This window comes from Kitasatospora sp. NPDC058190 (assembly GCF_042883685.1).
Classification (GTDB): Bacteria; Actinomycetota; Actinomycetes; order Streptomycetales; family Streptomycetaceae; genus Kitasatospora.
This window is the reverse complement of the sequence record NZ_JBHVVI010000013.1, coordinates 23,581-45,995: the sequence shown is the minus strand read 5'-3', so window position 1 is coordinate 45,995 and position 22,415 is coordinate 23,581. Positions and strand designations below refer to the sequence as shown.

Genomic DNA, 22,415 nt, shown 5'->3' with positions numbered 1-22,415 from the left:
AATCCTCGGTGCGGGAGCGCGGGCGTGCCGCGTTCCCCCGTCCGGGTGGACTCCTGGGCGAACTCTTGCCTGTGGAGAATGGTGACAGATCCGTCTTGCGACTGTTCAGCCGTGCCCGCGTACTGGACTCCCCTGCGACGGGCCGACCACCGGAGGGCGGACAGGCCTGTCATCGGCCGTGCCCGTCGCCTCCGTTCCCCGGAGTCTTCGCGCACCTGGGCATTGTAGTGGGAGCGCACTGCGGGGGAATGGCCGCGTGGGGGTTTTCCGGCTGTCGGACCACGTTACTGACGGGTCGCTAGGGTCCCGCGCCGTGCTGCGGCCCCGCGCGGGCGGCGCCGCCGGGGGGTTTGAGGCGGCGCCACCAGGGGTTCCAGGCGGCGCCGCCGGGGGTCTCAGTGCCCTTCCTGCGCGCCCGGTTCGGCCGAGGTGACCAGCTCGGTCAGCACGCCGCCGCAGTCCTTGGGGTGCAGGAAGGTGATCCGCGAGCCCATCGAGCCGATCCGCGGCTGGTCGTACAGGACCCGGACGCCCTTGCCCCGGATGGCCTCGGCGTCGCCGTCCACGTCGGCGGTGCCGAAGGCGATGTGGTGCACGCCCTCGCCGTTCTTCTCCAGCCACTTGGCCACGGTGGAGTCCGGCCGGGTGGGCTCCAGCAGCTGGAGGTACGAGGCGCCGCCGTCGTCCGTCCCGTTGATCCGGAGCATGGCCTCGCGGACGCCCTGCTCCTCGTTGACCTCGCTGTGGAACACCTCGAAGCCGTAGGTGGCGCGGTAGAACTCGACCGTCTTGTCGAGGTCGCGGCAGGCGATGCCGATGTGGTCGATACGGGTCAGCACGGCGACCTCCGGGGCTGGTAGGGAAGAAGGTGGCACCCAGTGCAGCGTACGGCCCTTCAGGGGCGCCAGTGCCGGACGTGCGAGCCTGCTCACACGACGCAGGGTTCACCCGGAGTGCGTTGACACGGTGTTGACTGGATGGTGCCAGTGCGCTCGATCACACCGTCGCTCCGGTGACGGGCGGAGAACAGGTCAGTACATTGAGCGCATCCTCACCTGGCCACGACGTGCGAAGGGGCCCGTCCCATGACCAACACCACCTCTGTGATCGTTGCCGGTGCGCGGACCCCGATGGGACGCCTGCTCGGCTCCCTCAAGGGCTTCTCCGGCGCCGAGCTCGGCGGCTTCGCGATCAAGGGCGCGCTGGAGCGTGCCGGGATCACGGGTGAGCAGGTCCAGTACGTGATCATGGGCCAGGTGCTGCAGGCCGGCGCCGGCCAGATCCCCGCCCGCCAGGCCGCCGTCAAGGCCGGCATCCCGATGAACGTCCCGGCGCTGACCATCAACAAGGTCTGTCTCTCCGGCCTGGACGCCATCGCGCTGGCCGACCAGCTGATCCGCGCCGGAGAGTTCGACGTCATCGTGGCCGGCGGCCAGGAGTCGATGACCAACGCCCCGCACCTGCTGCCGAAGTCCCGCGAGGGCTTCAAGTACGGCGCGATCGAGATGCTCGACGCGATGGCCTACGACGGCCTGACCGACGCCTACGAGAACATCCCGATGGGCGAGTCCACCGAGAAGCACAACACCCGCCTGGGCATCGCCCGCGAGGTGCAGGACGAGATCGCCGCCGCCTCCCACCAGCGGGCCGCCAAGGCGCAGGCCGACGGCGTCTTCGACGCCGAGATCGTCCCGGTCGCCATCCCGCAGCGCAAGGGCGAGCCGGTGCTGTTCAGCCAGGACGAGGGCATCCGCGCCGACACCACCGTCGAGGGCCTGGCCAAGCTGCGCCCGGCCTTCACCAAGGACGGCACGATCACCGCCGGCACCTCCTCGCAGATCTCCGACGGCGCCGCCGCCGTGGTCGTGATGAGCAAGACCAAGGCCGAGGAGCTGGGCCTGACCTGGATCGCCGAGATCGGCGCCCACGGCAACGTGGCCGGTCCGGACAACTCGCTGCAGTCGCAGCCGTCCAACGCGATCAAGCACGCGCTGTCCAAGGAGGGTCTGGAGGTCTCCGACCTCGACCTGATCGAGATCAACGAGGCCTTCGCGGCCGTCGCCCACCAGTCGATGAAGGACCTGGGCGTCTCCTCCGACATCGTCAACGTCAACGGCGGTGCGATCGCGCTCGGCCACCCGATCGGCATGTCCGGCGCCCGCGTGGTGCTGACCCTGGCGCTGGAGCTGCAGCGCCGCGGCGGCGGCGTCGGCGCGGCCGCGCTGTGCGGCGGCGGCGGCCAGGGCGACGCGCTGATCGTGCGTGTGCCGAAGGCCTGATCGCTGACCTGACTTCCGGGGCTGCGGACCGCCACAAGTGGTCCGCAGCCCCTTCGGCATCCGCCGTCTGTCGGCATCTGCGCAAGGAGATCCCATGATCGATGTCGCCACGCTGGTCGAGCAGGCCCGGGAGGGCCGGCCGCGGGCGGTCGCCCGGCTGATCACGCTGGTCGAGAACGCCGCCCCGCAGCTGCGGGAGGCGATGGCCGCGCTCGCGCCGTACACCGGGCAGGCCTACACGGTGGGCCTGACCGGCTCGCCCGGGGTCGGAAAGTCCACCACCACCTCGGCGCTGGTCTCCGCCTACCGGCGGCTCGGCAAGCGGGTCGGGGTGCTGGCCGTCGACCCGTCCTCGCCGTTCTCCGGCGGGGCGCTGCTGGGTGACCGGGTCCGGATGCAGGACCACGCGACCGACCCCGAGGTGTTCATCCGCTCGATGGCCACCCGCGGCCACCTGGGTGGGCTCTCCTGGGCGGCGCCGCAGGCCCTGCGGGTGCTGGACGCGGCCGGCTGCGAGGTGATCCTGGTCGAGACCGTGGGCGTCGGCCAGTCCGAGGTGGAGATCGCCGCCCAGGCCGACACCGCCGTGGTGCTGCTGGCCCCCGGGATGGGCGACGGCATCCAGGCCGCCAAGGCGGGCATCCTGGAGATCGGCGACCTCTTCGTGGTCAACAAGGCCGACCGGGACGGCGCCGACGCCACCGCCCGCGAGCTCAACCACATGCTGGGCCTCGGCGAGGCCCGCGAGGCGGGGGACTGGCGCCCGCCGATCGTCAAGACCGTCGCGGCCCGCGGCGAGGGCGTGGACGAGGTGGTCGAGGCGCTGGAGAAGCACCGCGCCTGGCTGGAGGAGCACGGCGAACTGGCGGCGCGTCGGCGCCGCCGGGCGGCGCAGGAGATCGAGGCGATCGCACTCGCCGAGCTGCGCGCCCGGATCGGCGACCTCTCCGGCGACCGCCACCTGGCCGGCCTCGCCGAGCGCGTCGTCGCCGGCGAGCTGGACCCGTACGGCGCGGCCGACGAACTGGTCGCGGGTCTGACGCAGAGCTGACTTCGCGAAGGCCGGCGGCATTCTCCGGCCCCTCTGCGTAGGAAGTCGGTCAGGCCGACTTCCTACGCACGACGACGGGCTCTCCCGGTGGCCTAGGAGCGGCCGCGGAGGCCGCGGAGGTGTTCGGCGACGGGGGCGAGGGCCTCGTACATGGCGTCGAGCTGCTCGGGGGTGAAGCGGTCGATGAAGTGGGCCCGGACGCTGCGTACGTGGTCCGGGGCGACTCGCTGCATGGTTTCCCAGCCCTGCTCGGTGAGGTGGGCGTAGAGGCCGCGGCGGTCGCCGGGGCACTCCTGGCGCAGGACCAGGCCGGCGTTCTCCATCCGGGTGATCTGGTGGGAGAGCCGGCTCTTCGACTGGAGGGTGGCGGTCGCGAGGTCGGTCATCCGCATCCGGTGGTCGGGGGCCTCGGAGAGGACGACCAGGATCTCGTAGTCGTTGATGGCCAGGTTGTGGGGTTGGAGTTCGCGGCTGAGCTGGTACTCCAGCAGCTTGGCGACCTCCAGATGGGCGCGCCACATCCGCTGCTCCCTGACGGTCAGCCAGGGAGTCTCCTCCTCTGGCGGCGACGGAGGGGTGTCCGCAGTGTCGATCGTGTGCGCATCCATGGGATCCAGCATAGCCGACTTAGTTCAATCTTGTACAAGTTTACAGGCCGAAACGCCGTCCGAGTTCGCCCAGGTTACCGAGGCCGGGCGCGTTGGGGCTGCCGCCGGCGTGGGCCTGCTGGGGCGGCACCCCGCCGCCCGGCACGCCCGCCTCGGCGTCCACCACGCCCACCGGCCGCTCGGCCAGCAGCTTCTCGCTGGACTGGATCAGCACCTGCCCGGCGCCGATGAACTCGAACTGGTGCTCCTCGCCGGAGACGCCGCCGATGCCGGTCAGCCGTCGCAGGCCGCCGACCACCCCGTGCAGGTACTCGTGGTCGTAGTGGTGGCACGGCGCCGGGCAGTCCGCCCAGCCGACCAGCGCCTGCGGGTCCACCCGGATCGGCGGCTCGACGAAGTGCACCGGCCCGTTGGAGGCGGCGACGAAGCGGCCGGTGCCGATCAGGGTCAGGAAGCCCGGGATGATCGACTGCTTGAGCCGCAGCGTCGGGTCGAAGGCGAGCAGGTTGCCGGAGCGTACGGTCAGGTTGCCGTCGTCCAGGTCGTAGGAGTTGAGGTCGAAGGCGCGGTCGGCCAGCAGCAGCTTGCCGGCGCCCTGGGCGACCACCCAGTCCGCCGCGTGCAGCGGGGAGTTGAAGTGCTGCCCGAGCACCCGGTCGACCATCCCGGCGCCGACGCCGCGGAAGGTGATGTCGCCGTAGTAGGCGACCATCTTGCCCTTCTGCAGGAAGTAGGAGCCGTTCAGGTCGACCGCGAAGGCGTACGGGTTGACGTTGTCGTTGGCCGGCAGGGTGTACGCGTCGTACACCACCGGGCCCTCGTTGCCGTGGGTGGTCGGCAGCGGGGCCTGCGGGCCGCCGAACTGCTCCTGGGCGTAGGCCTGTTGGGGCGGCTGCTGCGGGTAGCCGGGCGGCGGGGGCGGCGGGTAGCCCTGCGGCGGGCCGTAGTTCGGCGCGACCGGCGGCACCGCGAAGCCCGGCTGGGTCGGCTGGTCGTGCGGCGACTGCCCGTACGGAGGCTGCGGCGGGTAGGACATCAGAGCTTCTCCTCGCTCGCCTGGACGTACACCGCGCCCTGCCCGGACAGCTCCAGCTGGAACGCCTCGCCCGAGCCGCGGCCGATCATCTCGCGCCAGCCGATCGCCGTGGACAGCTTGTTGCGCACCTCGCCGCGGTGCGCCACGTACGCCTGCGGGTCGACGTGCACCGGCCGGCCCGGGGTGATCGGCAGCTCGAAGACCCCGCCGTGGGCCATCACCGCGACCGAGCCGTGGCCCTCCAACCGGGTGGTGAACAGGCCCTGCCCGCTGACCTGGCCCCGGACCATGCCCATCACCCCGCCCTGCGAGCCGAGGAACACGGTGGACTGCCGCAGCGTGCCCTCGAAGGCGAGCAGCCGGTCCGCCTCGACGAACAGGGTGTCGCCGACCAGGTCGATCACCTGGACGTGGTGGCCGCCGTGGCCGAACATCACCCGGCCCTGGCCCTCGACGGTCATCAGCGGGGTGTCCTCGTTGGCGACCCGGCGGCCGATCATCGACATCGCCCCGCCCTGGCCGCCGGTGATGTTCGGGGTGAACCGGACGTCGCCGGTGTACGCGATCATCGCGCCGCGCTGGCTGAGCAGCGGCTGACCGGGTACCACCTGGGCCTCGACCAGCTTGCCGTTGATCCGGGTGAAGCCCATCAGACGTCACCCCCGAGGGTGACCTTCTCCGAGGGCTGGACGTACACCAGGCCCTCGCCGGTGAACTCGACCTGGACGGCCTCGCCGCCGCCCTCGCCGATCACCGTGGTCCAGCCCGCGCCCGACTTGAGGCTGCGGTGCAGGCTGCCGGTGTGCGCCAGGTACGCGCCCGGGTCGACCCGCAGCGGCATGTCCTTGCCGACCCGCAGGATGACGGCGGGCCCGTTGGAGGTGACGGCGGCCCAGCCGTGCCCCTCCACCTTGGTGGTGAAGAGGCCGTTGCCGGAGGAGACGCCGTTCAGCCCGGTGAAGGTGGTGCCGGTGTGCAGGCCGGCCTCGGTGCACAGCAGGTTGTCCGACTCGACGTGGAGCGTCTCGCCGTTCAGCCGTACGAGGTTGATCTCGGTGGCCTTGTCGGCGAAGTAGCAGGTGCCCTGCCCCTTCACCTCCATGACGGTCATCCGCTCGCCGGTGAGTCTGCGGGCGACCATGCCGCGCAGTCCGTCCCCGCCGCCGGTCAGCTTCTTGAAGGTCATCTGGCCGGTGTAGGCGACCATCGAGCCGTGCCGGGCCTTGACGGCGTCGCCGGCCAACTCGACGGCGAGCACCCGCGAGCCCTGGAGTCTGAACTGTGCCACGGCCGCAATCTAGCTTTTGCGGCCGCGGTCGGGCGAGAGGGCGGGGACGAACTGGTACGAGCCTGGGACAAAGGTGCGAGTCAGGACCGCGCGTGCGCCCCGTGGCCGGGGTGCGGGACGGTGCCGGCCGCCTCCTCGACCTCCAGCAGCGAGGCCGAGTGGCGTTCCGCCTCGAAGGCGACCGCGCCGCCGCGCAGGCCGAACAGGCGCTTGGAGAGCATGATCCACAGCACCGCGGCGATGTTCAGGGCCAGCGTGCAGATCTTCACCGCGCTGACGTGCTCGTGCAGCTCGTAGCCCTCCAGCGGCAGGAAGGCGGCGGTGGCGACCACGGTCAGGTACTCGGCCCAGCGCTTGCCCAGCCAGAGGCCGACCGCCTCGACGATCTCGATCAGCGCGTAGGCCACCAGCGCGCCCGCGACGATCACCAGGGTCTTCTTCTGGTACCCGAAGGTCTTGCGGATCGTCTCGACGACCGGGGCGTGGTCGAGGTCCCAGTGGAAGTGGTCGGTGACCGGCTTGAAGACCGTGAGGTCCTCCTCGAAGACCCGCTGCACCGCCTCCTGGCTGTTGGAGAACTTCCAGATCCCCCACGCCATCAGGATGATGATGACGCCCCGCAGCACCCGCTCGATGGCGAGGAAGCGCAGGATGAAGAGGTCCCGCAACGCCTTGCCGCGCGGCACCAGCGGCGCGTTCGCGGCCGGGCCGGAGCCGTGCGGGGCGCCGAGTGCGAAGTCGCCGCAGCGCAGGCAGCGCCAGGCGTCGCCGACGGCGGTGGCGGCGTGCAGCCGGGAGGCGAGCTCCGGTTCGGTCGGCGCGTAGGTGATGTGCCCGCGCTTGGCGCAGGTCCTGCGGTCCCAGTCCCGCTTGAACATGGTGTGGCTACCCCCGTGTGCGATGCCGTGAGCGCCCGGATCGGTGGGCGCGCGGGCAAGAGGATAGGGGGTGCGGGCGACGACCTGCTGCGTTCGGCCGGGTTCTGGCGCGCGGCTGTGACATCGGGCACGGTGGCCACCCCCGGCCCTGGGCTCGGACATGTGCTCGGTGATAATGGCCGGAAGGCTTGTGAGTCGCTTCACAAGCGTGCCCACGCCTCCGACCCCCGTATTGAGGTATCCAACGTGAACAGCAGCGCCGTCCACCGCCTGCGCCTGGTCTCCGCTCCCGAGGGGATCTCCTTCGTCCTGCTGCTGATCTGCTCGGTGCTGAAGCGGACCACGTCCTTCGACGCCGTGCCGGTGATGGGCATGGTCCACGGGATCCTCTTCATCCTCTACGTGATCTTCTGGATCCAGGCCTGGCAGGCGCAGAAGTGGGACGCCAAGCGCGGCGTCCTGCTGCTCGTGCTCTCGGTGCTGCCGCTCGGTGGCTTCTTCGCCGAGCGGATGCTCGGCCGCGAGGAGCGCGGCGAGCTGAAGCCCGCCGCCGCCACCGCCGCCGCCTGACGCGAACGCGTGGACGGTCGACAGGCTGCCACGGCCTCCTCTCCCAAAGGGCCGCGGCAGCCTGTCGCCGTTTCTTGCCGGGAGTGGTCCAGGGCGGGGGCCCGGTTGACGGGGTCTAGTTGACGTTGACCCCGCTCCAGGCCGCCGCCACCGCCTTGTACTCGGCGCCGGCCGTGCCGCCGTACAGGTCGGCCGCGGCCTTCAGGGTCGCGGTGCGGGCGGCCTTGTAGTTGGTGGTGGAGGTGAAGTAGACGGTCAGCGCGCGGTACCAGATCGCGGCAGCCTTGTCCCGCCCGATGCCGGTCACCTTCGAGCCGTTCGAGGTCGGGCTGTTGTAGTTGTAGCCGTTGATGCTCCTGGCGCCGCTGCCCTCGGCGAGCAGGTAGAAGAAGTGGTTGGCGACGCCGGACGAGTAGTGCACGTCCAGGTTGCCGACGCCGGAGTACCAGGAGTCCGCGGACTGGCCGTCCAGGGAGGGCTTGTCCATGTAGCGCAGCGGCTTGCCGTTGCCGAAGAGGTTGAGCTTCTCGCCGATCCAGTAGTTCGGCGGGTTGGCCGGCAGGTTGGCGTACCACTCGACCATGGTGCCGAAGATGTCCGAGGTGGCCTCGTTGAGGCCGCCGGACTCGCCGGAGTAGTTGAGTCCGGCGGTGGCGGAGGTGACGCCGTGGGTCATCTCGTGGCCGGAGACGTCGATGGCGGTCAGCGGGTGGGTGTTGCCGGAGCCGTCGCCGTACGTCATGCAGAAGCAGGAGTCGTTCCAGAACGCGTTGACGTAGTTGGAGCCGTAGTGCACCCGGCTGGTCGCGCCGACGCCGTTGTTCTTGATGCCGTTGCGGTTGAACGTCTTCTTGTAGTAGTCCCAGGTGGTCGCCGCGCCGAACTGGGCGTCCACGGCAGCGGACTGGCGGTTGGAGGCCAGGCCGTTGCCCCAGCTGTTGCTGGTGCTGGTGAAGAGCGAACCGCTGCCCGAGGTGGCGCCCTTGAGGTCGGTGGTGGACTGGTTGCCGCGGGTGGCGTCCTTGAGCGAGTAGGTCGAGCCGCTCTGGGTGGTGGTCAGCGGTACGCTGCCGACGTTGACGCCCTTGCCGGTGCCGGTCGCGGTCTGGAACTCCTCGTGGGTGGAGAGCGGTTCGCCGGTCGCCGCGTCGGTGACCACCTGCTGGCTGCTCGGGGTTCCGTCGGTCCGCTCGCCGCGCACCACCGTACGGTGGGCCAGCCGCGGGTTGCCGTCGGCCGCCCAGACCACCAGCTCGGCCGCGCCGGCGCCGTCCACCCGGCTGAGCGCCGCCTCGTCCTCGTCGGCGGCCAGGCCCACGGTCGCCCGCACCGCGTCGGTGGCCCGCTCGGCGGCCTGGCCGGCGGCCAGGGCCGGGGTGGTGGTGGGCAGTGTCAGTCGGCCGGCGAAGGCCCGGTCCACCGAGCTCACCGAGCCGTCGGGGCGCTGGTGGACGACCAGGTCGCCGCCGAGCACCGGCAGACCGGCGTAGGTCCGCTCGTAGCGCAGGTGCCGGGTGCCGTCGGCGTCCACCAGGGCGTCCTTGGCGACCAGCTGCTCCTGGCCGCCGAGGTCCAACTGCCGTGCGAGCGGGGAGGCTTGGGCGGCGGCGAGGGCGAGCGGCGCGGCCGACACCCGGTCGGGCGCGGAGGTGGCGGCCTGGGCGGCGGGGAGGGCTGCGATCTGGACGACGCCGGCCAGCAGGGCGGTGGCGGAGAGTACGGCCGGGAGGGTCAGCTTTCGCTTCACGTAGGGGAGTTCCTTCCACGAGACCCGCGCTTTCCTGCGGGCGCGCCGCGTACCGGGGCGCCGGGGTTGGCGCCGTTGGGGCGGTAGGGCGCGGACGTGCTGCTGCCGTACGGCTTCTGACGGACCGCCTGCTGGGTGGGGGAGGCGGTCGTCGGACGGGAGCTTGGTCAGAAGCATGACAATTCGTGGCGGGGAAGGACAGGGCGCCGCCGGGGATTGGCCAGGAGTCGCCAGCGCCGGGACGGATGGTTCGGCTGCCGCCCATTGCCCGGAATCCGCGGTTCGTCCCGTTGGCGGGACCCCGCCAGCCGGTCGGCCTTGACAGCCTCCGGGGCCGGCGGAGCCCCGGGCTCGGGGCCGCGCGGCGCTCGGGCGCGGGCATGGGCGGACGCCCGGGGCCTGCCCTTCAGCGAGGCCCCGGGCGTCCGTGCGCCGTACGTCAGTTGACGTTGACGGCGCTCCAGGTGGCGGCGACGGCGTTGTACTCGGCGCTGGAGGCGCCGTACAGGTCCGAAGCGGCCTTGAGGGTCGCTGTGCGGGCGCCCGCGTAGTTGGTGGTGGAGGTGAAGTAGGTGGTCAGCGCCTTGTACCAGATCTGTGCGGCCTTGTCCCGGCCGATGCCGGCGAGGGTCGAGCCGTTGTACGTCGGGCTGTTGTAGCTGACGCCGTTGATCGTCTTGGCGCCGCTGCCCTCGGCGAGCAGGTAGAAGAAGTGGTTGGCCACGCCCGAGGAGTAGTGGACGTCCAGGCTGCCGACCGAGGAGGACCAGTAGTCGGCGGACTTGCCGTCCTTGGACGGCTGGTCCATGTAGCGCAGCGGCTTGCCGTCACCGTTGATGTTGATCTGCTCGCCGATCAGGTAGTCCGGCTTGTCGGCGGCCAGGTTGGCGTACCACTCGACCATGGTGCCGAAGATGTCCGAGGTGCCCTCGTTGAGGCCGCCGGACTCGCCGGAGTAGTTGAGGCCCGCGGTGGCGGAGGTGACGCCGTGGGTCATCTCGTGGCCGGCCACGTCCAGCGCGGTCAGCGGGTGGGTGTTGCTCGCGCCGTCGCCGTACGTCATGCAGAAGCAGCTGTCGCTCCAGAACGCGTTGACGTAGTTGGAGCCGTAGTGCACCCGGCTGGTGGCGCCCACGCCGTCGTTCTTGATGCCGTTGCGGCCGAAGGTGTTCTTGTAGAAGTCCCAGGTGGCCGCGGCGCCGTACTGGGCGTCCACGGCGGCGGACTCCGGGTTGGAGACCAGGCCGTTGCCGAAGGAGTCGGTCGAGTTGGCGACCAGGGTGCCGGAGCCGGAGGTCTTGTTCTTCAGGGTGAAGGTGGACTGGCCGCCGCGGGTGGCGTCCTTCAGCTGGTACGAGGTGCCGCTCTGGGTGGTGGTCAGCGGGACGCTGCCGACGAAGACGCCCTTGCCGGTGCCGGAGGCGGTCTGCACCTGCTCGTGGGTGGAGAGCACCTGACCGGTGGCGGCGTCGGTGACCAGCAGCTGGCTGCTCGGGGTGCCGTCGGCCCGCAGGCCCTCGACGGTGGTGCGGTAGGCCAGGCGCGGGTTGCCGTCGGTGGCCCAGACGACCAGCTCGGCCTTGCCGGCCTGGTGCACCTCGGTCAGCGGGGACTCGTCCTCGTCGACGGTGATGCCGACGGTGGACTGCACGGCGCCGGTCGCCTGGGCGGCGGCCTTGTCCGCCGGGATCTGCGGGGTGAGGCTCGGCAGGGCGAGCTGCGCGCCGACGGCCTTGTCCACGGCGGTGGTCGAGCCGTCCGCCTTCTGGTGCACCACCAGGTCTCCGCCCAGGACGGGGAGCCCGGCGAAGGTGCGCTCGTAGCGGAAGTGGCGGGAGCCGTCGGCGTCCACCACGACGTCCTTGGCCACCAGCTGCTCCTGGCCGCCCAGGGCCAGGGCGTGCGCCACCTTGCCCGCCTGGCCGTCGGCCAGCGCGATCAGGTCGGCGCGCTGCTGCGCGGTCCGGGCGTGCGGGGTGGGATCAGCCTGGGCGGCGCTGACCTGGACGACGCCGGTGAGCAGGGCGGTGGCGGAGAGTACGGCGACTGCGGCGAGCTTTCGCTTCACGGACGAGTCCTTCCGGGAAACCGCGTGTGGGCGCGGTCGCGCCTCGTCCCGGGGGCCGGGGTCGGCACCTGAGGGGCGGAACGGGCGCTGACGTGCGAGGACCCCGAGCGGTCGTGCGGCTGCCACCGGTTGGGTGGGGGTGGTGGCTGTCGAACGGGGTTGGCGGAAAGCATGACAATCGAGCAAATCAAATGACAGGTCTTGCTCATGAATTGGCCAAGTCCCGCCAAGAAAGGGGATTGTGAACGGAAGGACAAAGGGGATTTTTTACCCGGTCTTTCAGCGGGTTCCGGTCCGAACCGGGGCCTGATAGCGCGGCGTTGGGGGCTTCAGTGGTCAACCTCCGTACGCCGGGCGGCTGTTGCCCGGCGTTCACGCCGGCGCAATGTCCAGGTATGGACCTGGCCGTCCGATTGGCGGGATCCCGCCACGCGTCGCACTTGTCCACCATCAGGACAGCTGGTAGCACACGTCCCGTCCGCCGGTACGGTAAGGAGGTGGCCAAGCCCCTCGCACTCGACTTCGACCCGATCGCCCGCGCCGACGAACTGTGGGCCCGCCGCTGGGGCGCCGTGCCCTCGATGGCGGCGATCACCTCGATCATGCGCGCCCACCAGATCCTGCTCTCCAGGGTCGACGCGGTGCTCAAGCCGTACGGGCTGACCTTCGCCCGGTACGAGGCGCTGGTGCTGCTGACCTTCAGCCGGACCGGCGAGCTCTCGCTGTCCAAGATCGGCGAGCGACTGATGGTCCACCCGACCAGCGTCACCAACACCGTCGACCGGCTGGAGCGGGCCGGCCTGGTCGCCCGCCGCCCCAACCCGCTGGACGGCCGCGGCGTGCTCGCCGCGATCACCCGGCGCGGCCGCGAGGTGGTCGAGGAGGCCACCCGGGAGCTCATGGCGATGGAGTTCGGGCTGGAGGAGTACGGCCCCGAGCAGTGCCACCAGGTGTTCGAACTGCTCAAGCCGCTGCGGATCGCGGCCGGGGACTTCGCCGAGCCGGACGAGGGGGCTGCGAAGGAGCGGCCGTGAGGGCGGCTACCCTCGTGGGAGCGGTGCGCGGATCCGGGCGTACCGGCCGAAACTGCCGAGCGAGGCGAGGAAGAGTATGAAGGCGACCCCCCTGCTGGGCTGGTACCGCGGCCTGGCCATTGCGACCGGTGTGGCTCTGCTGGTGTTCTGCGGCTTCATGGTGGCGAAGTACGGCTTCAGCACCGCCGAGGACGTGACCACCTACGTCGCGATGCTGCACGGCTACCTGTACATCGGGTACTTCGTCGTGACCTTCCTGCTCGGGCAGAAGCTGAAGTGGCCGCTGGGCCGACTGGTGCTGACCCTGGCGGCGGGCTGCATCCCCTTCCTCTCCTTCGTCTTCGAGCGCAAGGTGGCCCGCGAGGCCGCCGAGAAGCTCCCGGCGGGCGACGGCACCCGTCAGCCGGCCGGCGTCTGAGCCGAGCCGACCGCGCGAAACGGCGCCCCTTCCCCGAGCGGGGGAGGGGCGCCGTCGTTTTCCGGGCTCGCGTCGAGCGGGTATCCATCGACAACTACTAGGACGTCCGAGTAAATTACTAGGACGTCCTAATAGCTGTGCCGCCCGGTGCCGTGGCGGCCGTACGGAGCGGAGTTCGGCCCATGGACGCCGAGGAGATCGAGCGCGGACGGCAGCGCTGGCAGCAGCGGTACGACAAGGCCCGCAAGCGGGACGCGGACTTCACCACCCTCTCCGGCGACGAGGTCGAGCCGGTGTACGGCCCGGCCCCCGGGCAGGCCGTCGAGGGCTTCGAGCGGATCGGCTGGCCGGGCGAGTACCCGTTCACCCGCGGGCTGCACCCCACCGGCTACCGGGGCCGCACCTGGACCATCCGCCAGTTCGCCGGCTTCGGCAACGCGCAGCAGACCAACGAGCGCTACCGGATGATCCTGGACGCGGGCGGCGGAGGCCTGTCGGTCGCCTTCGACATGCCCACCCTGATGGGTTACGACTCGGACGACCCGAAGTCGCTCGGCGAGGTCGGCCACTGCGGCGTGGCCATCGACTCGGCCGCCGACATGGAGGTGCTGTTCAACGGCATCCCGCTCGGCGAGGTCACCACCTCGATGACGATCAGCGGCCCGGCCGTCCCGATCTTCTGCATGTACCTGGTCGCCGCCGAGCGCCAGGGCGTGGACCCGGCGGTGCTCAACGGCACCCTGCAGACGGACATCTTCAAGGAGTACATCGCCCAGAAGGAGTGGCTCTTCGCCCCCGAGCCGCACCTGCGCCTGATCGGCGACCTGATGGAGCACTGCGCCAAGGGCATCCCCGCGTACAAGCCGCTGTCGGTCTCCGGCTACCACATCCGCGAGGCCGGGGCGACGGCCGCGCAGGAGCTGGCGTACACCCTCGCGGACGGCTTCGCCTACGTCGAGCTGGGCCTGTCCCGCGGCCTGGACGTGGACGTCTTCGCGCCCGGCCTGTCCTTCTTCTTCGACGCGCACCTGGACTTCTTCGAGGAGATCGCCAAGTTCCGCGCCGCGCGCCGGATCTGGGCCCGCTGGATGCGCGACCGCTTCGGCGCCAAGACCGACAAGGCGCAGTGGCTGCGCTTCCACACCCAGACCGCCGGCGTCTCGCTCACCGCGCAGCAGCCGTACAACAACGTGGTGCGCACCGCCGTCGAGGCGCTCTCCGCGGTGCTGGGCGGCACCAACTCGCTGCACACCAACGCGCTGGACGAGACCCTGGCGCTGCCCTCCGAGCAGGCCGCCGAGATCGCGCTGCGCACCCAGCAGGTGCTGATGGAGGAGACCGGCGTCACCAACGTGGCCGACCCGCTGGGCGGTTCCTGGTACGTCGAGGCGCTGACCGACCGGATCGAGCAGCAGGCCGAGGCGATCTTCCAGCGGATCCTCGACAAGGGGCGCGAGGACCACGAGATCGGCCCGATCACCTCCGGCATCCTGCGCGGGATCGAGGAGGGCTGGTTCACCGGCGAGATCGCCGAGGCGGCCTTCCAGTACCAGCAGGGCGTGGAGAAGGGCGAGAAGCGCGTGGTCGGCGTCAACTGCCACCCGCGCAGCGTCACCCCCGACCTGGAGATCCTGCGGGTCAGCCACGAGGTCGAGCGCGAGCAGGTGCGGGTGCTGGGCGAGCGCAAGGCGGCCCGGGACGAGGCGGCGGTGCGGGCCGGGCTGGACGCCATGCTGGCGGCGGCGCGCTCGGGCGAGTCGATGATCCCGCCGATGCTGGACGCGGTGCGCGCCGAGGCGACGCTCGGCGAGATCTGCAACGCGCTGCGGCAGGAGTGGGGGACGTACCAGGAGAACGCGGCGTTCTGATGGCCTGAACGGCCGATCCCGCCCCGAGTCGAAGGGGCGCGCCGGTGTCGAAAGGGAGGAGCGACCAGCGAGGAACGAGCGCCGGAGCGCCGACCGTCGGCACCGGGCCGGAGCGCCCCGGAGACGAGTGGGCGAGTAACAGCCGAGCGGGCGAGTAACAGCCGCCGTACGGAGTGCCGTACGGCGGCTCCGCCGTGTCCTCGGCCGGGTCGGTCAGCCGGTGGTGAGCGGTCCGAGCAGCAGGTCGGTGAAGCGGCGGGTCCACTCGGGGGTGATCGGCTCGCCGCTGACCAGGACGCGGTGCTCGACGGTGCCCGCGATGGTGTCGAAGATGATGTCGACCTCCTCGCGGGCCGACTCGGCGTCGGTGTCCGGTTCGAGTTCGCCGCGCGCCTGGGCGGCCGCCCGGCCCTGCCGGACCAGGTGCTTCTGCGGGTCCACGATCGCCTCGCGGATCCGGCGGTGCAGCAGCGGGTCGCGGATGCCCTCGGCGAACAGCGCGAGCAGCGCGGCCTGGGTCTCCGGGCGGGCCAGCAGGTCGGCGAACTGGGTCACCACGGCCTCGATGTCGGCCCGCAGGTTGCCGAGGTCGGGCATCACCAGTTCGTCGAAGAGGCTGGCGACGGCGTCCACCACGAGCTCGTTCTTGGACGGCCAGCGGCGGTAGAGGGTGGTCTTGGCGACCTTGGCGCGGGTGGCCACGTGGCCCATGGTCAGTCCGCCCCAGCCGAGTTCGGCCAGGGCTTCGCGGGTGGCGTCGAGGATCGCGAGGTCGGCGGCGGCGCTGCGCGGGCGGCCCTTGGCCCGGGACGCGTTCGTCCCCTCCTGGACTGTGCTGCCCCGGACCGTGCTGTCCGGGCTCGTGCTGTCCGGGCTCGCGGGGGGCTGGGCGGCCGGCACCGGGTCTCCTTGCGCTTTACTGGTAAGTAACTTGGGTGGGGCTGGCAACGGTAGCGACTGTTCGCCGATTCGGGCAGCCGGGCGGGTCGGGAAAGTGGGGCAGGTCACGTCCCCGAAGCGCAGGTTGGGCTTGCGGTCGGGGCACCGGCTCCAGTTACGCTACGACCTGTAGCGAAAGCAGTGACAACCAGGCGCCGCATCCCGTGGGACGGGGGCGGCGCGGGTGCGGGTGGGGATCCGCGCCGAACGGTTCAGGCTACCGGGGAAGGGGCGCACCGCCCGGAAACCCGTCGCCGCGCAGCCCGCGCGGGGCGACTTTCCGGAGGTTGGTGCCCGCGGGCAGCGCGGACGGGGGAGGATGGTGCCATGCAGCCACGGAATTCGCGTCTCAACAGCTCCGCCCTGCGCGGCGCGGTCGACCTCGCCGCAGTGAAGGCGGCCGGCGAGGCCGCCCAGAAGGCCGAGCAGGCCCGGGTCGAGCGGGCCCGTCAGGCGGCCGCCGCCGAAGCGGCCGGAGTCGCCCCCGACCAGTCCGCCGCCTACCAGCTCGTCATCGACGTCACCGAGGACACCTTCGAGACCGAGGTCGTCCAGCGCTCCGCCGAGGTGCCGGTCGTCATCGACTTCTGGGCCGAGTGGTGCGGCCCCTGCAAGCAGCTCAGCCCGATCCTGGAGGGCCTGGCCGAGGAGTACGCCGGCCGCTTCGTGCTCGCCAAGATCGACGTGGACGCCAACCAGCTGATCGCCCAGCAGTTCGGCATCCAGGGCATCCCGGCCGTGATGGCCGTGGTGGCCGGCCAGTTGGTGCCGCTGTTCCAGGGCGCGGAGAGCGCCGCCAACATCCGCAAGGTGCTGGACCAGCTGATCCTGGTCGCCGAGCAGCGCTTCGGCATCTCCGGCGGCGCGGTCGCCCCGGGTGAGGCCCCGGACGCCGCCCCGCAGCGGCCCGAGGACCCGGCGCTGGCCGCCGCGCACGACGCGCTGGACGCCGGCGATCTGGGCGGTGCCATCCAGGCGTACAAGAACGTGCTGACCGACCAGCCGGGCAACACCGAGGCCAAGCTGGGCCTGGCCCAGGCGGAGCTGCTGCAGCGGGTCGAGGGCCTGGACCTGCAGACGGTCCGGGCAGCGGCCGCCGCCGACCCGAAGGACGTCGAGGCCCAGCTGCGGGCGGCCGACCTGGACCTGGTGGGCGGTCACGTCGAGGACGCCTTCGGGCGCCTGGTGGACACCGTCGGCCGGACCTTCGGCGAGGACCGGGACACCGCCCGGCTGCGCCTGCTGAAGCTGTTCGAGGTGATCGGCGCCGAGGACCCGCGGGTCGTCGCGGCCCGGACGGCGCTGGCCCGCGTGCTCTTCTGAGTCCGGTACCGGCCGGGTCCTGCCGGGCTGCCTGGCACCGGGTGCCTGGCACGGCGGATGACCTGCGGTGTCGCTGGAGATTTGGCGACAATCCGGTCAACCGGACAGACGTTTACCAAATCTTGATTTCACCCGCGGGTGGTCACGTTCAGTGACCACCCGCGGGTGTTTCGCTGGTGTTTCCGGCGGATTTCGTCGCCACGATTTCTTCAAGGCGTCACGCAGGGTGTAATTCTGGACGTTTTCATGATCAACGCCACCTGCTGTTGCATTACCCGTCAGTAAGGCACCCCTTGTGCTTCGCCCGGGATTCAAGCACGATCGGCCACGCCCGGTCCCAGACTCCACACCCACCGACAGCCGGTCGGCCAACGCGGAGTGCGGGATCCCCACCGGGTGATCCGTCGGCCCCGGTCGGCGGTAGGGAGGGCAGGGGGGTATCCGCGGTCCCACGGCGGTTCCTGTCCTCGACCGGCCGCGCGGCCCTGCGCGGTCGCTGGTTGTCGCTCGGGGGTGATCGCCGATGTCGTCGGTCCGACCCGTCGTCCCGCAAGGACGGCCGGTATCGGGACGGGAGTGCCGCGTTGCGCCGGCCGCTCCCGCGTCCGACGACGCCCAAGGCGCTCTCCGCTACCGAGGACGTAGCTCTCTCCCATCCCAGGCCCCCACCGGCGCGGGACGCGCCGCCGGGGAGCCGGAGATGTACGTCCTAGAAGGAGGACTCGCATGTCCAAGACCTACGGCAAGACCCGCTGGAAGCGCTTCGCCCTGGTGATGGTGCCGAGCGTCGCGGCCACCGCGATGGTCGGCGTCTCGATCGCCAACAGCGCGCTCGCCGCCTCGTTCAGCATTTCCGGCCAGCAGTTCAAGGTCAGCACCGACCAGCTGCACGGCACCAACTTCGCCCAGTTCGGCTCCGTCGACATCGAGGCGAACGGCAAGCCGCACCCGGTCGCGGTCTCGGCCTTCGACCACGCCGACATCACCAACCTGTGCCAGTCGGTGGTGACCGACCTGTCCGCGTTCGGCCTGGGCAAGATCACCCTGCAGCTGCACGCCGGCACCGAGGCGGGCAAGCCGGTTCAGGCCGACAACCTGCTGATCGACCTGGAGCAGCTGAAGGCGGACGCGACCTTCACCAACATCAACATCGGTCAGGACGCCTCCACCCTGTCCGGCTCGGCCACCCAGGGCTGGGCCCCGCACGCCGGCGTCACCAAGGCGGGCGGCGGCGCCGGCCTGCCGACCGGTCCGACCGGTTTCGCCCAGTCCGCCAAGGTCGCCGACCTGAGCGGCGTTCAGCAGACCGCGCGGGCCACCTCGGCCGGCACCTTCAAGCTGAACGGCCTGAACCTCGCGCTGAAGAGCGGCGACGGCGCGGGCAACGAGTGCTTCTGAGTCTCGACTGACGTTCCGGACCCCGTCCGACGGCACGCCGCCCGGTGTGCCGGGACGACGGGTCCACCTGGGGCCGGGGGCGGCGGGCGACCGCCGTTCCCGGCCCACCCCCCTTTTGTTCTTCCCTCGTAGCGACGTCGAGGAGTTGCACCATGTCCAGCGCAACGGTCGAGACGCGGCCCCGCCAGCAGAACCCCATCGGGTGGCTGTGGCGACACTTCCGCGAATTCCGCCGCACCAGGCCCTTCTGGGGCGGTCTGCTGGCCATGATCGCCGGCGTCCCGATCCTCTACTTCCCGTACGCGCACCTCACGTTCGGCGGGCTGACCATCGCGATGTCCACCACCGCGGGTGCCGGATCGCTGATCATCGGGGTGCTGATGATCATCCTCGGCGCGACCGCCTGGTTCCAGCCCGCCGTACGGGTCTTCGGCGGCATCGCGACCATCCTGCTGACCCTGGTCTCGATCCCGGTCTCCAACCTGGCGGGCTTCGGACTGGCGCTGCTGCCCGGCCTGATCGGCGGCGGGCTGATGGTCTCCTGGGCGCCGCTGCCGGAGCCGTCCACCCAGCCGGCCGGCGGACGGCGTGCGCGCCGGGCCGAGAAGGCGGCGGGCAACGCGGTGGCGGAGAGCGTCGCCACCGAGCCCGCCGTGGCCGCTGATGCCGACCCCGCCGCCGAGGCCGCTGTGAAGGGCGCCGAGCCCGCCGCCGAGGCGCCCACCGCGAAGCTGCCCGCCCAGGGCGCGCCCAAGGAGCCTGCGGCGGCCGAGCCCGCCGCCGAGGCGGCCGTTCCGCAGCAGGGCGGTGCCGGGGACCAGGAGGAGGCGCGGTGAGCGGGCCGGCCGAGCAAGCAGAGGGCACGGCCGTCCCCGCACAGCGCTCCGGCAGACACGCGGCGCCGCGCACGTCGGTCCGGGTCCGGCTGAGAGGCCGCGCGCTGGCGATGGCGGCGGTGCCGACCGCGCTGCTGATGGCCGCCGCCTACACGCCCAACCCGGCGGTCGCCGAGTCCGCGGCGGGCAAGCCGTGCCCCACCGCGCCCGCCGCCGTCCCGGACGTCGCGCCGATCGAGACGCCCGTCCCCAAGAGCGAGCTGCCCGCGCCGCCGCCCGGCCCGTCCGACACGCCCGGTACGGCGCCGACGGCGGCTCCGACCGCCGGGGCCACCGCGGCGCCCTCGACCGGCCCGAGCTCGGTGCCCACCCAGACGCCGACCACCGCGCCGGTGAAGCCGCCGGCCGCCACGACGTCCACCGCGCCGGTGAAGCCGCCCGTGGTCCGTTCCGTCGACACCGGCGGTTCGGGTGCGGTGAGCGCCGTCTACCAGGGCACCGGCAACGGCACGGCCACCGCGAGCCAGGCCGGACTGATCGACGACATCGTCGGCGGCATCAACCACCTGCTGAACCCGGGTGCTTCGGCCAGCCCGACACCGAGTGCCACCCCGACCGCCACCCCCGCGCCGGGCGCCCCCGCGTCGGGCCCCCAGGCCCCGGCCGCCCCGGCCCCGCGGGTCGGCACCCCGGCGCAACCGGCCCAGCCGCAGGCCCCGGCCGTCGGCACCCAGCAGGCCGCGCCGCCCGCCGCGCCGTCCTCGGGCGGCCGGCCCGCCGGCGGGCAGCCCTCGCCGGCCGCCACCGCGCCGACCGGCAAGGCGAGCCCCAAGGCGGCCCCGTCCGCGACCCCCTCGGCCGGCGCCTCCGCGACGCCCACGCCCGGCACGAGCGCCTCGGGCACGCCGTCCGCCTCGCCCACCGCGGACCCCAACTGCGCGGTGGACGCCCGGAACCTGACCGCCGGCGCGGCCTCCTCGGGGGACGTCGTCCCGCAGCAGAACTGGACGCTGCAGACCAGTCGGCTCGGCCTGCACGGCGCGGTGTTCCACGGCGTCTACGACGTGAGGACCCCGACCGGCACCAAACGGGTGCTGAAGTTCGTGGTCGACAGCGTGGACATCGAGAACCTCGACATGTCGACCCTGGAGGGCAACGGCGTCACCTTCCACGTCCAGGGCGCCCCGGGCTCGACCTCGACCATGCGCAACGGCCCGGTCACCATGTACGTGGAGCGGCTCTCCGGCCACCTGTCCAAGCTGCTCGGCCTGCCGATCCCGATCGACCTGGGCGAGATCACCCTCACCCCGGACACCCTGCCGCGCTGGCTGTACGACCTGATCGGCGCCATCCCCATCCCGCTGGACCTGGAGCTGACCGGGGTCACCGCCAAGCAGGCCGGCCAGTTCGGCGGCACCCTGCACATCCCCGGGATGCACATGTTCAACGACGACGCCCCCTACAGCGACAAGTAGGCGGCACGTAGCGGACGCCGAAACGCCGGTGGGGCGGCCCTCCCGTTCAGGAGACCGCCCCACCGGCGTTCGTACGAGCGGAGCGTCACTCGCCGTGGCTGCCCAGGCGGTGCACCTGCACCATGTTGGTGGTGCCGGGGATGCCGACCGGGACACCGGCGGTGACGATGACGGTGTCGCCCTCGCTCAGGGCGCCCATCTTCAGCAGCTCGCGGTCGACCTGCGCGACCATCGCGTCGGTGGTGGCCACCTGCTCGGTGACGTACGACTCGACGCCCCAGCTCAGCGAGAGCTGGTTGCGGGTGGCCGAGTCCGGGGTGAACGCGATCACCGGGATCGGCGAGCGGTAGCGGGACAGCCGACGCGCGGTGTCACCGGACTTGGTGAACGCGATCAGCGCCTTGCCGTTCAGGAAGTCGCCCAGCTCGCACGCGGCGCGGGCGACCGAACCGCCCTGGGTGCGCGGCTTGCGGCCCGGGTTGAGCGGCTGGAGGCCCTGGGAGACCAGCTCCTCCTCGGCCTTCTCGCAGATCCGGCTCATGGTGCGGACGGTCTCGACCGGGTACTTGCCGACGCTGGACTCGGCGGAGAGCATCACCGCGTCGGTGCCGTCCAGGATGGCGTTCGCGACGTCGGAGACCTCGGCGCGGGTCGGGCGGCTGGCGTGGATCATCGACTCCATCATCTGGGTGGCGACGATGACCGGCTTGGCGTTGCGGCGGGCCAGGGTGATCAGCTGCTTCTGGACCAGCGGCACCCGCTCCAGCGGGTACTCCACGGCCAGGTCGCCGCGGGCGACCATGATGGCGTCGAAGGCGAGGACGATCTCCTCCATGGCCTCGACGGCCTGCGGCTTCTCGATCTTGGCGATGACCGGCACCCGGATGCCGACCTCGTCCATGACCTCGTGGACGTCCTTGATGTCGTCCGCGTTGCGGACGAAGGACAGGGCGACCATGTCGACGCCCAGACGCAGCGCGAAGCGCAGGTCCTCCTTGTCCTTCTCGGACAGGGCGGGCACGTTCACGGCCGCGCCGGGCAGGTTGATGCCCTTGTTGTTCGAGAGCACGCCGCCCTCGACCACTACGGTCTTCACCCGCGGGCCGTCGACGCTGACGACCTCCAGGGCGATGACGCCGTCGTTGATCAGGATCGGGTCGCCGGGCTTCACGTCGCCGGGCAGGCCCTTGTAGGTGGTACCGCAGATGTGCTGGTCACCGGGGACATCCTCGGTGGTGATGGTGAACTCGTCGCCGTTGTCGACGGTCACCGGTCCGTTGGCGAAGGTCGCCAGACGGATCTTGGGACCCTGGAGGTCGGCCAGGACGCCGATGGCCTTGCCGGTGTCCTCCGAGACCTGGCGGACCTTTCGGAACCGCTCCTCGTGGTCCGCGTGGTTGCCGTGGCTCATGTTCAGTCGGGCGACGTTCATGCCCGCCTCGACGATGGCCTTCAGCTGTTCGTAGGAGTCCGTCGCCGGACCCAGGGTGCAGACAATTTTCGCTCGGCGCATATGGATCAGTCTATCCGTTCGTGTTATAGGTGCATTCGGCACGAATCGTGGGGAATCGCCGACGAAGGATTCCGAGGAGCGAGACG

20 protein-coding genes are annotated in these 22,415 nt (G+C 71.4%); 10 read left to right on the top strand and 10 right to left on the bottom strand.

The window, feature by feature from the left end; all coding sequences use genetic code 11:
* Positions 1 to 395: 395 nt before the first annotated feature.
* Complete coding sequence (mce, locus tag ACFVWU_RS08590; protein WP_387617270.1) at positions 396 to 839, bottom strand: methylmalonyl-CoA epimerase; 444 nt, start codon at positions 837 to 839, stop codon at positions 396 to 398.
* 246 nt (positions 840 to 1,085) lie between these two features.
* Here mce and ACFVWU_RS08585 point away from each other — a divergent pair, with 246 nt between their 5' ends.
* Positions 1,086 to 2,279 (top strand): acetyl-CoA C-acetyltransferase, encoded by a 1,194-nt coding sequence (locus ACFVWU_RS08585; RefSeq protein WP_387617151.1) that lies wholly within the window; start codon positions 1,086 to 1,088, stop codon positions 2,277 to 2,279.
* A 94-nt stretch (positions 2,280 to 2,373) separates the two neighbouring features.
* Entirely contained in the window at positions 2,374 to 3,330 is a 957-nt protein-coding gene (gene meaB, locus ACFVWU_RS08580) for a methylmalonyl Co-A mutase-associated GTPase MeaB (protein WP_387617149.1), read from the top strand.
* A 92-nt stretch (positions 3,331 to 3,422) separates the two neighbouring features.
* Here meaB and ACFVWU_RS08575 read toward each other — a convergent pair whose 3' ends face one another.
* The 5 genes from ACFVWU_RS08575 to ACFVWU_RS08555 form a co-directional block, all read right to left on the bottom strand.
* The gene (locus ACFVWU_RS08575; RefSeq protein ID WP_387617147.1) at positions 3,423 to 3,938 is read right to left on the bottom strand and encodes a MarR family winged helix-turn-helix transcriptional regulator; all 516 of its coding nucleotides are present in this window, start codon (positions 3,936 to 3,938) and stop codon (positions 3,423 to 3,425) included.
* Positions 3,939 to 3,978: 40 nt separating this feature from the next.
* Positions 3,979 to 4,779 carry an AIM24 family protein gene (locus ACFVWU_RS08570; protein ID WP_387617268.1) on the bottom strand — a complete coding sequence of 267 codons (801 nt, stop codon included), beginning with the start codon at positions 4,777 to 4,779 and terminating at the stop codon, positions 3,979 to 3,981.
* A gap of 194 nt (positions 4,780 to 4,973) precedes the next feature.
* Positions 4,974 to 5,624 carry an AIM24 family protein gene (locus ACFVWU_RS08565; RefSeq protein ID WP_387617145.1) on the bottom strand — a complete coding sequence of 217 codons (651 nt, stop codon included), beginning with the start codon at positions 5,622 to 5,624 and terminating at the stop codon, positions 4,974 to 4,976.
* A complete protein-coding gene (locus ACFVWU_RS08560) occupies positions 5,624 to 6,262 on the bottom strand; it encodes an AIM24 family protein (protein ID WP_387617143.1) in 639 nt (212 codons plus the stop codon). The genes ACFVWU_RS08565 and ACFVWU_RS08560 overlap by 1 nt, the downstream gene beginning before the upstream one ends.
* An 80-nt stretch (positions 6,263 to 6,342) precedes the next feature.
* Positions 6,343 to 7,140, bottom strand: a complete 798-nt coding sequence (locus ACFVWU_RS08555) for a DUF2127 domain-containing protein (RefSeq protein WP_387617141.1) — start codon at positions 7,138 to 7,140, stop codon at positions 6,343 to 6,345.
* A gap of 246 nt (positions 7,141 to 7,386) precedes the next feature.
* On the opposite strand from ACFVWU_RS08555, the gene ACFVWU_RS08550 reads away from it, so the two are divergent.
* A complete protein-coding gene (locus ACFVWU_RS08550) occupies positions 7,387 to 7,710 on the top strand; it encodes a DUF3817 domain-containing protein (protein WP_387617139.1) in 324 nt (107 codons plus the stop codon).
* Between the two features lie 115 nt (positions 7,711 to 7,825).
* On the opposite strand, the gene ACFVWU_RS08545 is transcribed toward ACFVWU_RS08550, so the two are convergent.
* Both ACFVWU_RS08545 and ACFVWU_RS08540 read right to left on the bottom strand, forming a co-directional pair.
* The gene (locus ACFVWU_RS08545) at positions 7,826 to 9,457 is read right to left on the bottom strand and encodes a M4 family metallopeptidase (protein WP_387617138.1); all 1,632 of its coding nucleotides are present in this window, start codon (positions 9,455 to 9,457) and stop codon (positions 7,826 to 7,828) included.
* Positions 9,458 to 9,896: 439 nt separating this feature from the next.
* Positions 9,897 to 11,525: a M4 family metallopeptidase gene (locus ACFVWU_RS08540; protein ID WP_387617136.1), complete on the bottom strand. Its 1,629-nt coding sequence runs from the start codon at positions 11,523 to 11,525 to the stop codon at positions 9,897 to 9,899.
* 497 nt (positions 11,526 to 12,022) lie between these two features.
* Between ACFVWU_RS08540 and ACFVWU_RS08535 the strand changes: the two genes are divergently transcribed.
* From ACFVWU_RS08535 to ACFVWU_RS08525, 3 genes are all read left to right on the top strand, one after another.
* Positions 12,023 to 12,559 carry a MarR family winged helix-turn-helix transcriptional regulator gene (locus ACFVWU_RS08535; RefSeq protein ID WP_387617134.1) on the top strand — a complete coding sequence of 179 codons (537 nt, stop codon included), beginning with the start codon at positions 12,023 to 12,025 and terminating at the stop codon, positions 12,557 to 12,559.
* A gap of 76 nt (positions 12,560 to 12,635) precedes the next feature.
* Positions 12,636 to 12,977 (top strand): DUF3817 domain-containing protein, encoded by a 342-nt coding sequence (locus ACFVWU_RS08530; protein ID WP_387617132.1) that lies wholly within the window; start codon positions 12,636 to 12,638, stop codon positions 12,975 to 12,977.
* 182 nt (positions 12,978 to 13,159) lie between these two features.
* Positions 13,160 to 14,845: a methylmalonyl-CoA mutase gene (locus ACFVWU_RS08525; RefSeq protein WP_387617130.1), complete on the top strand. Its 1,686-nt coding sequence runs from the start codon at positions 13,160 to 13,162 to the stop codon at positions 14,843 to 14,845.
* A gap of 213 nt (positions 14,846 to 15,058) precedes the next feature.
* Here ACFVWU_RS08525 and ACFVWU_RS08520 read toward each other — a convergent pair whose 3' ends face one another.
* Positions 15,059 to 15,745: a TetR/AcrR family transcriptional regulator gene (locus ACFVWU_RS08520; protein WP_387617128.1), complete on the bottom strand. Its 687-nt coding sequence runs from the start codon at positions 15,743 to 15,745 to the stop codon at positions 15,059 to 15,061.
* 366 nt (positions 15,746 to 16,111) lie between these two features.
* On the opposite strand from ACFVWU_RS08520, the gene ACFVWU_RS08515 reads away from it, so the two are divergent.
* From ACFVWU_RS08515 to ACFVWU_RS08500, 4 genes are all read left to right on the top strand, one after another.
* Entirely contained in the window at positions 16,112 to 17,107 is a 996-nt protein-coding gene (locus tag ACFVWU_RS08515) for a tetratricopeptide repeat protein (RefSeq protein ID WP_387617126.1), read from the top strand.
* A gap of 726 nt (positions 17,108 to 17,833) precedes the next feature.
* Positions 17,834 to 18,505 carry a DUF6230 family protein gene (locus ACFVWU_RS08510; protein ID WP_387617124.1) on the top strand — a complete coding sequence of 224 codons (672 nt, stop codon included), beginning with the start codon at positions 17,834 to 17,836 and terminating at the stop codon, positions 18,503 to 18,505.
* Between the two features lie 152 nt (positions 18,506 to 18,657).
* Complete coding sequence (locus ACFVWU_RS08505) at positions 18,658 to 19,341, top strand: DUF6114 domain-containing protein (protein WP_387617122.1); 684 nt, start codon at positions 18,658 to 18,660, stop codon at positions 19,339 to 19,341.
* Positions 19,338 to 20,816, top strand: coding sequence for a hypothetical protein (locus ACFVWU_RS08500; protein ID WP_387617120.1), 1,479 nt, complete (start codon positions 19,338 to 19,340; stop codon positions 20,814 to 20,816). The genes ACFVWU_RS08505 and ACFVWU_RS08500 overlap by 4 nt, the downstream gene beginning before the upstream one ends.
* Before the next feature lie 85 nt (positions 20,817 to 20,901).
* Here the strand turns inward: ACFVWU_RS08500 and pyk are convergent, their stop codons facing one another.
* Complete coding sequence (gene pyk, locus ACFVWU_RS08495) at positions 20,902 to 22,329, bottom strand: pyruvate kinase (RefSeq protein ID WP_387617118.1); 1,428 nt, start codon at positions 22,327 to 22,329, stop codon at positions 20,902 to 20,904.
* Positions 22,330 to 22,415 lie beyond the last annotated feature (86 nt).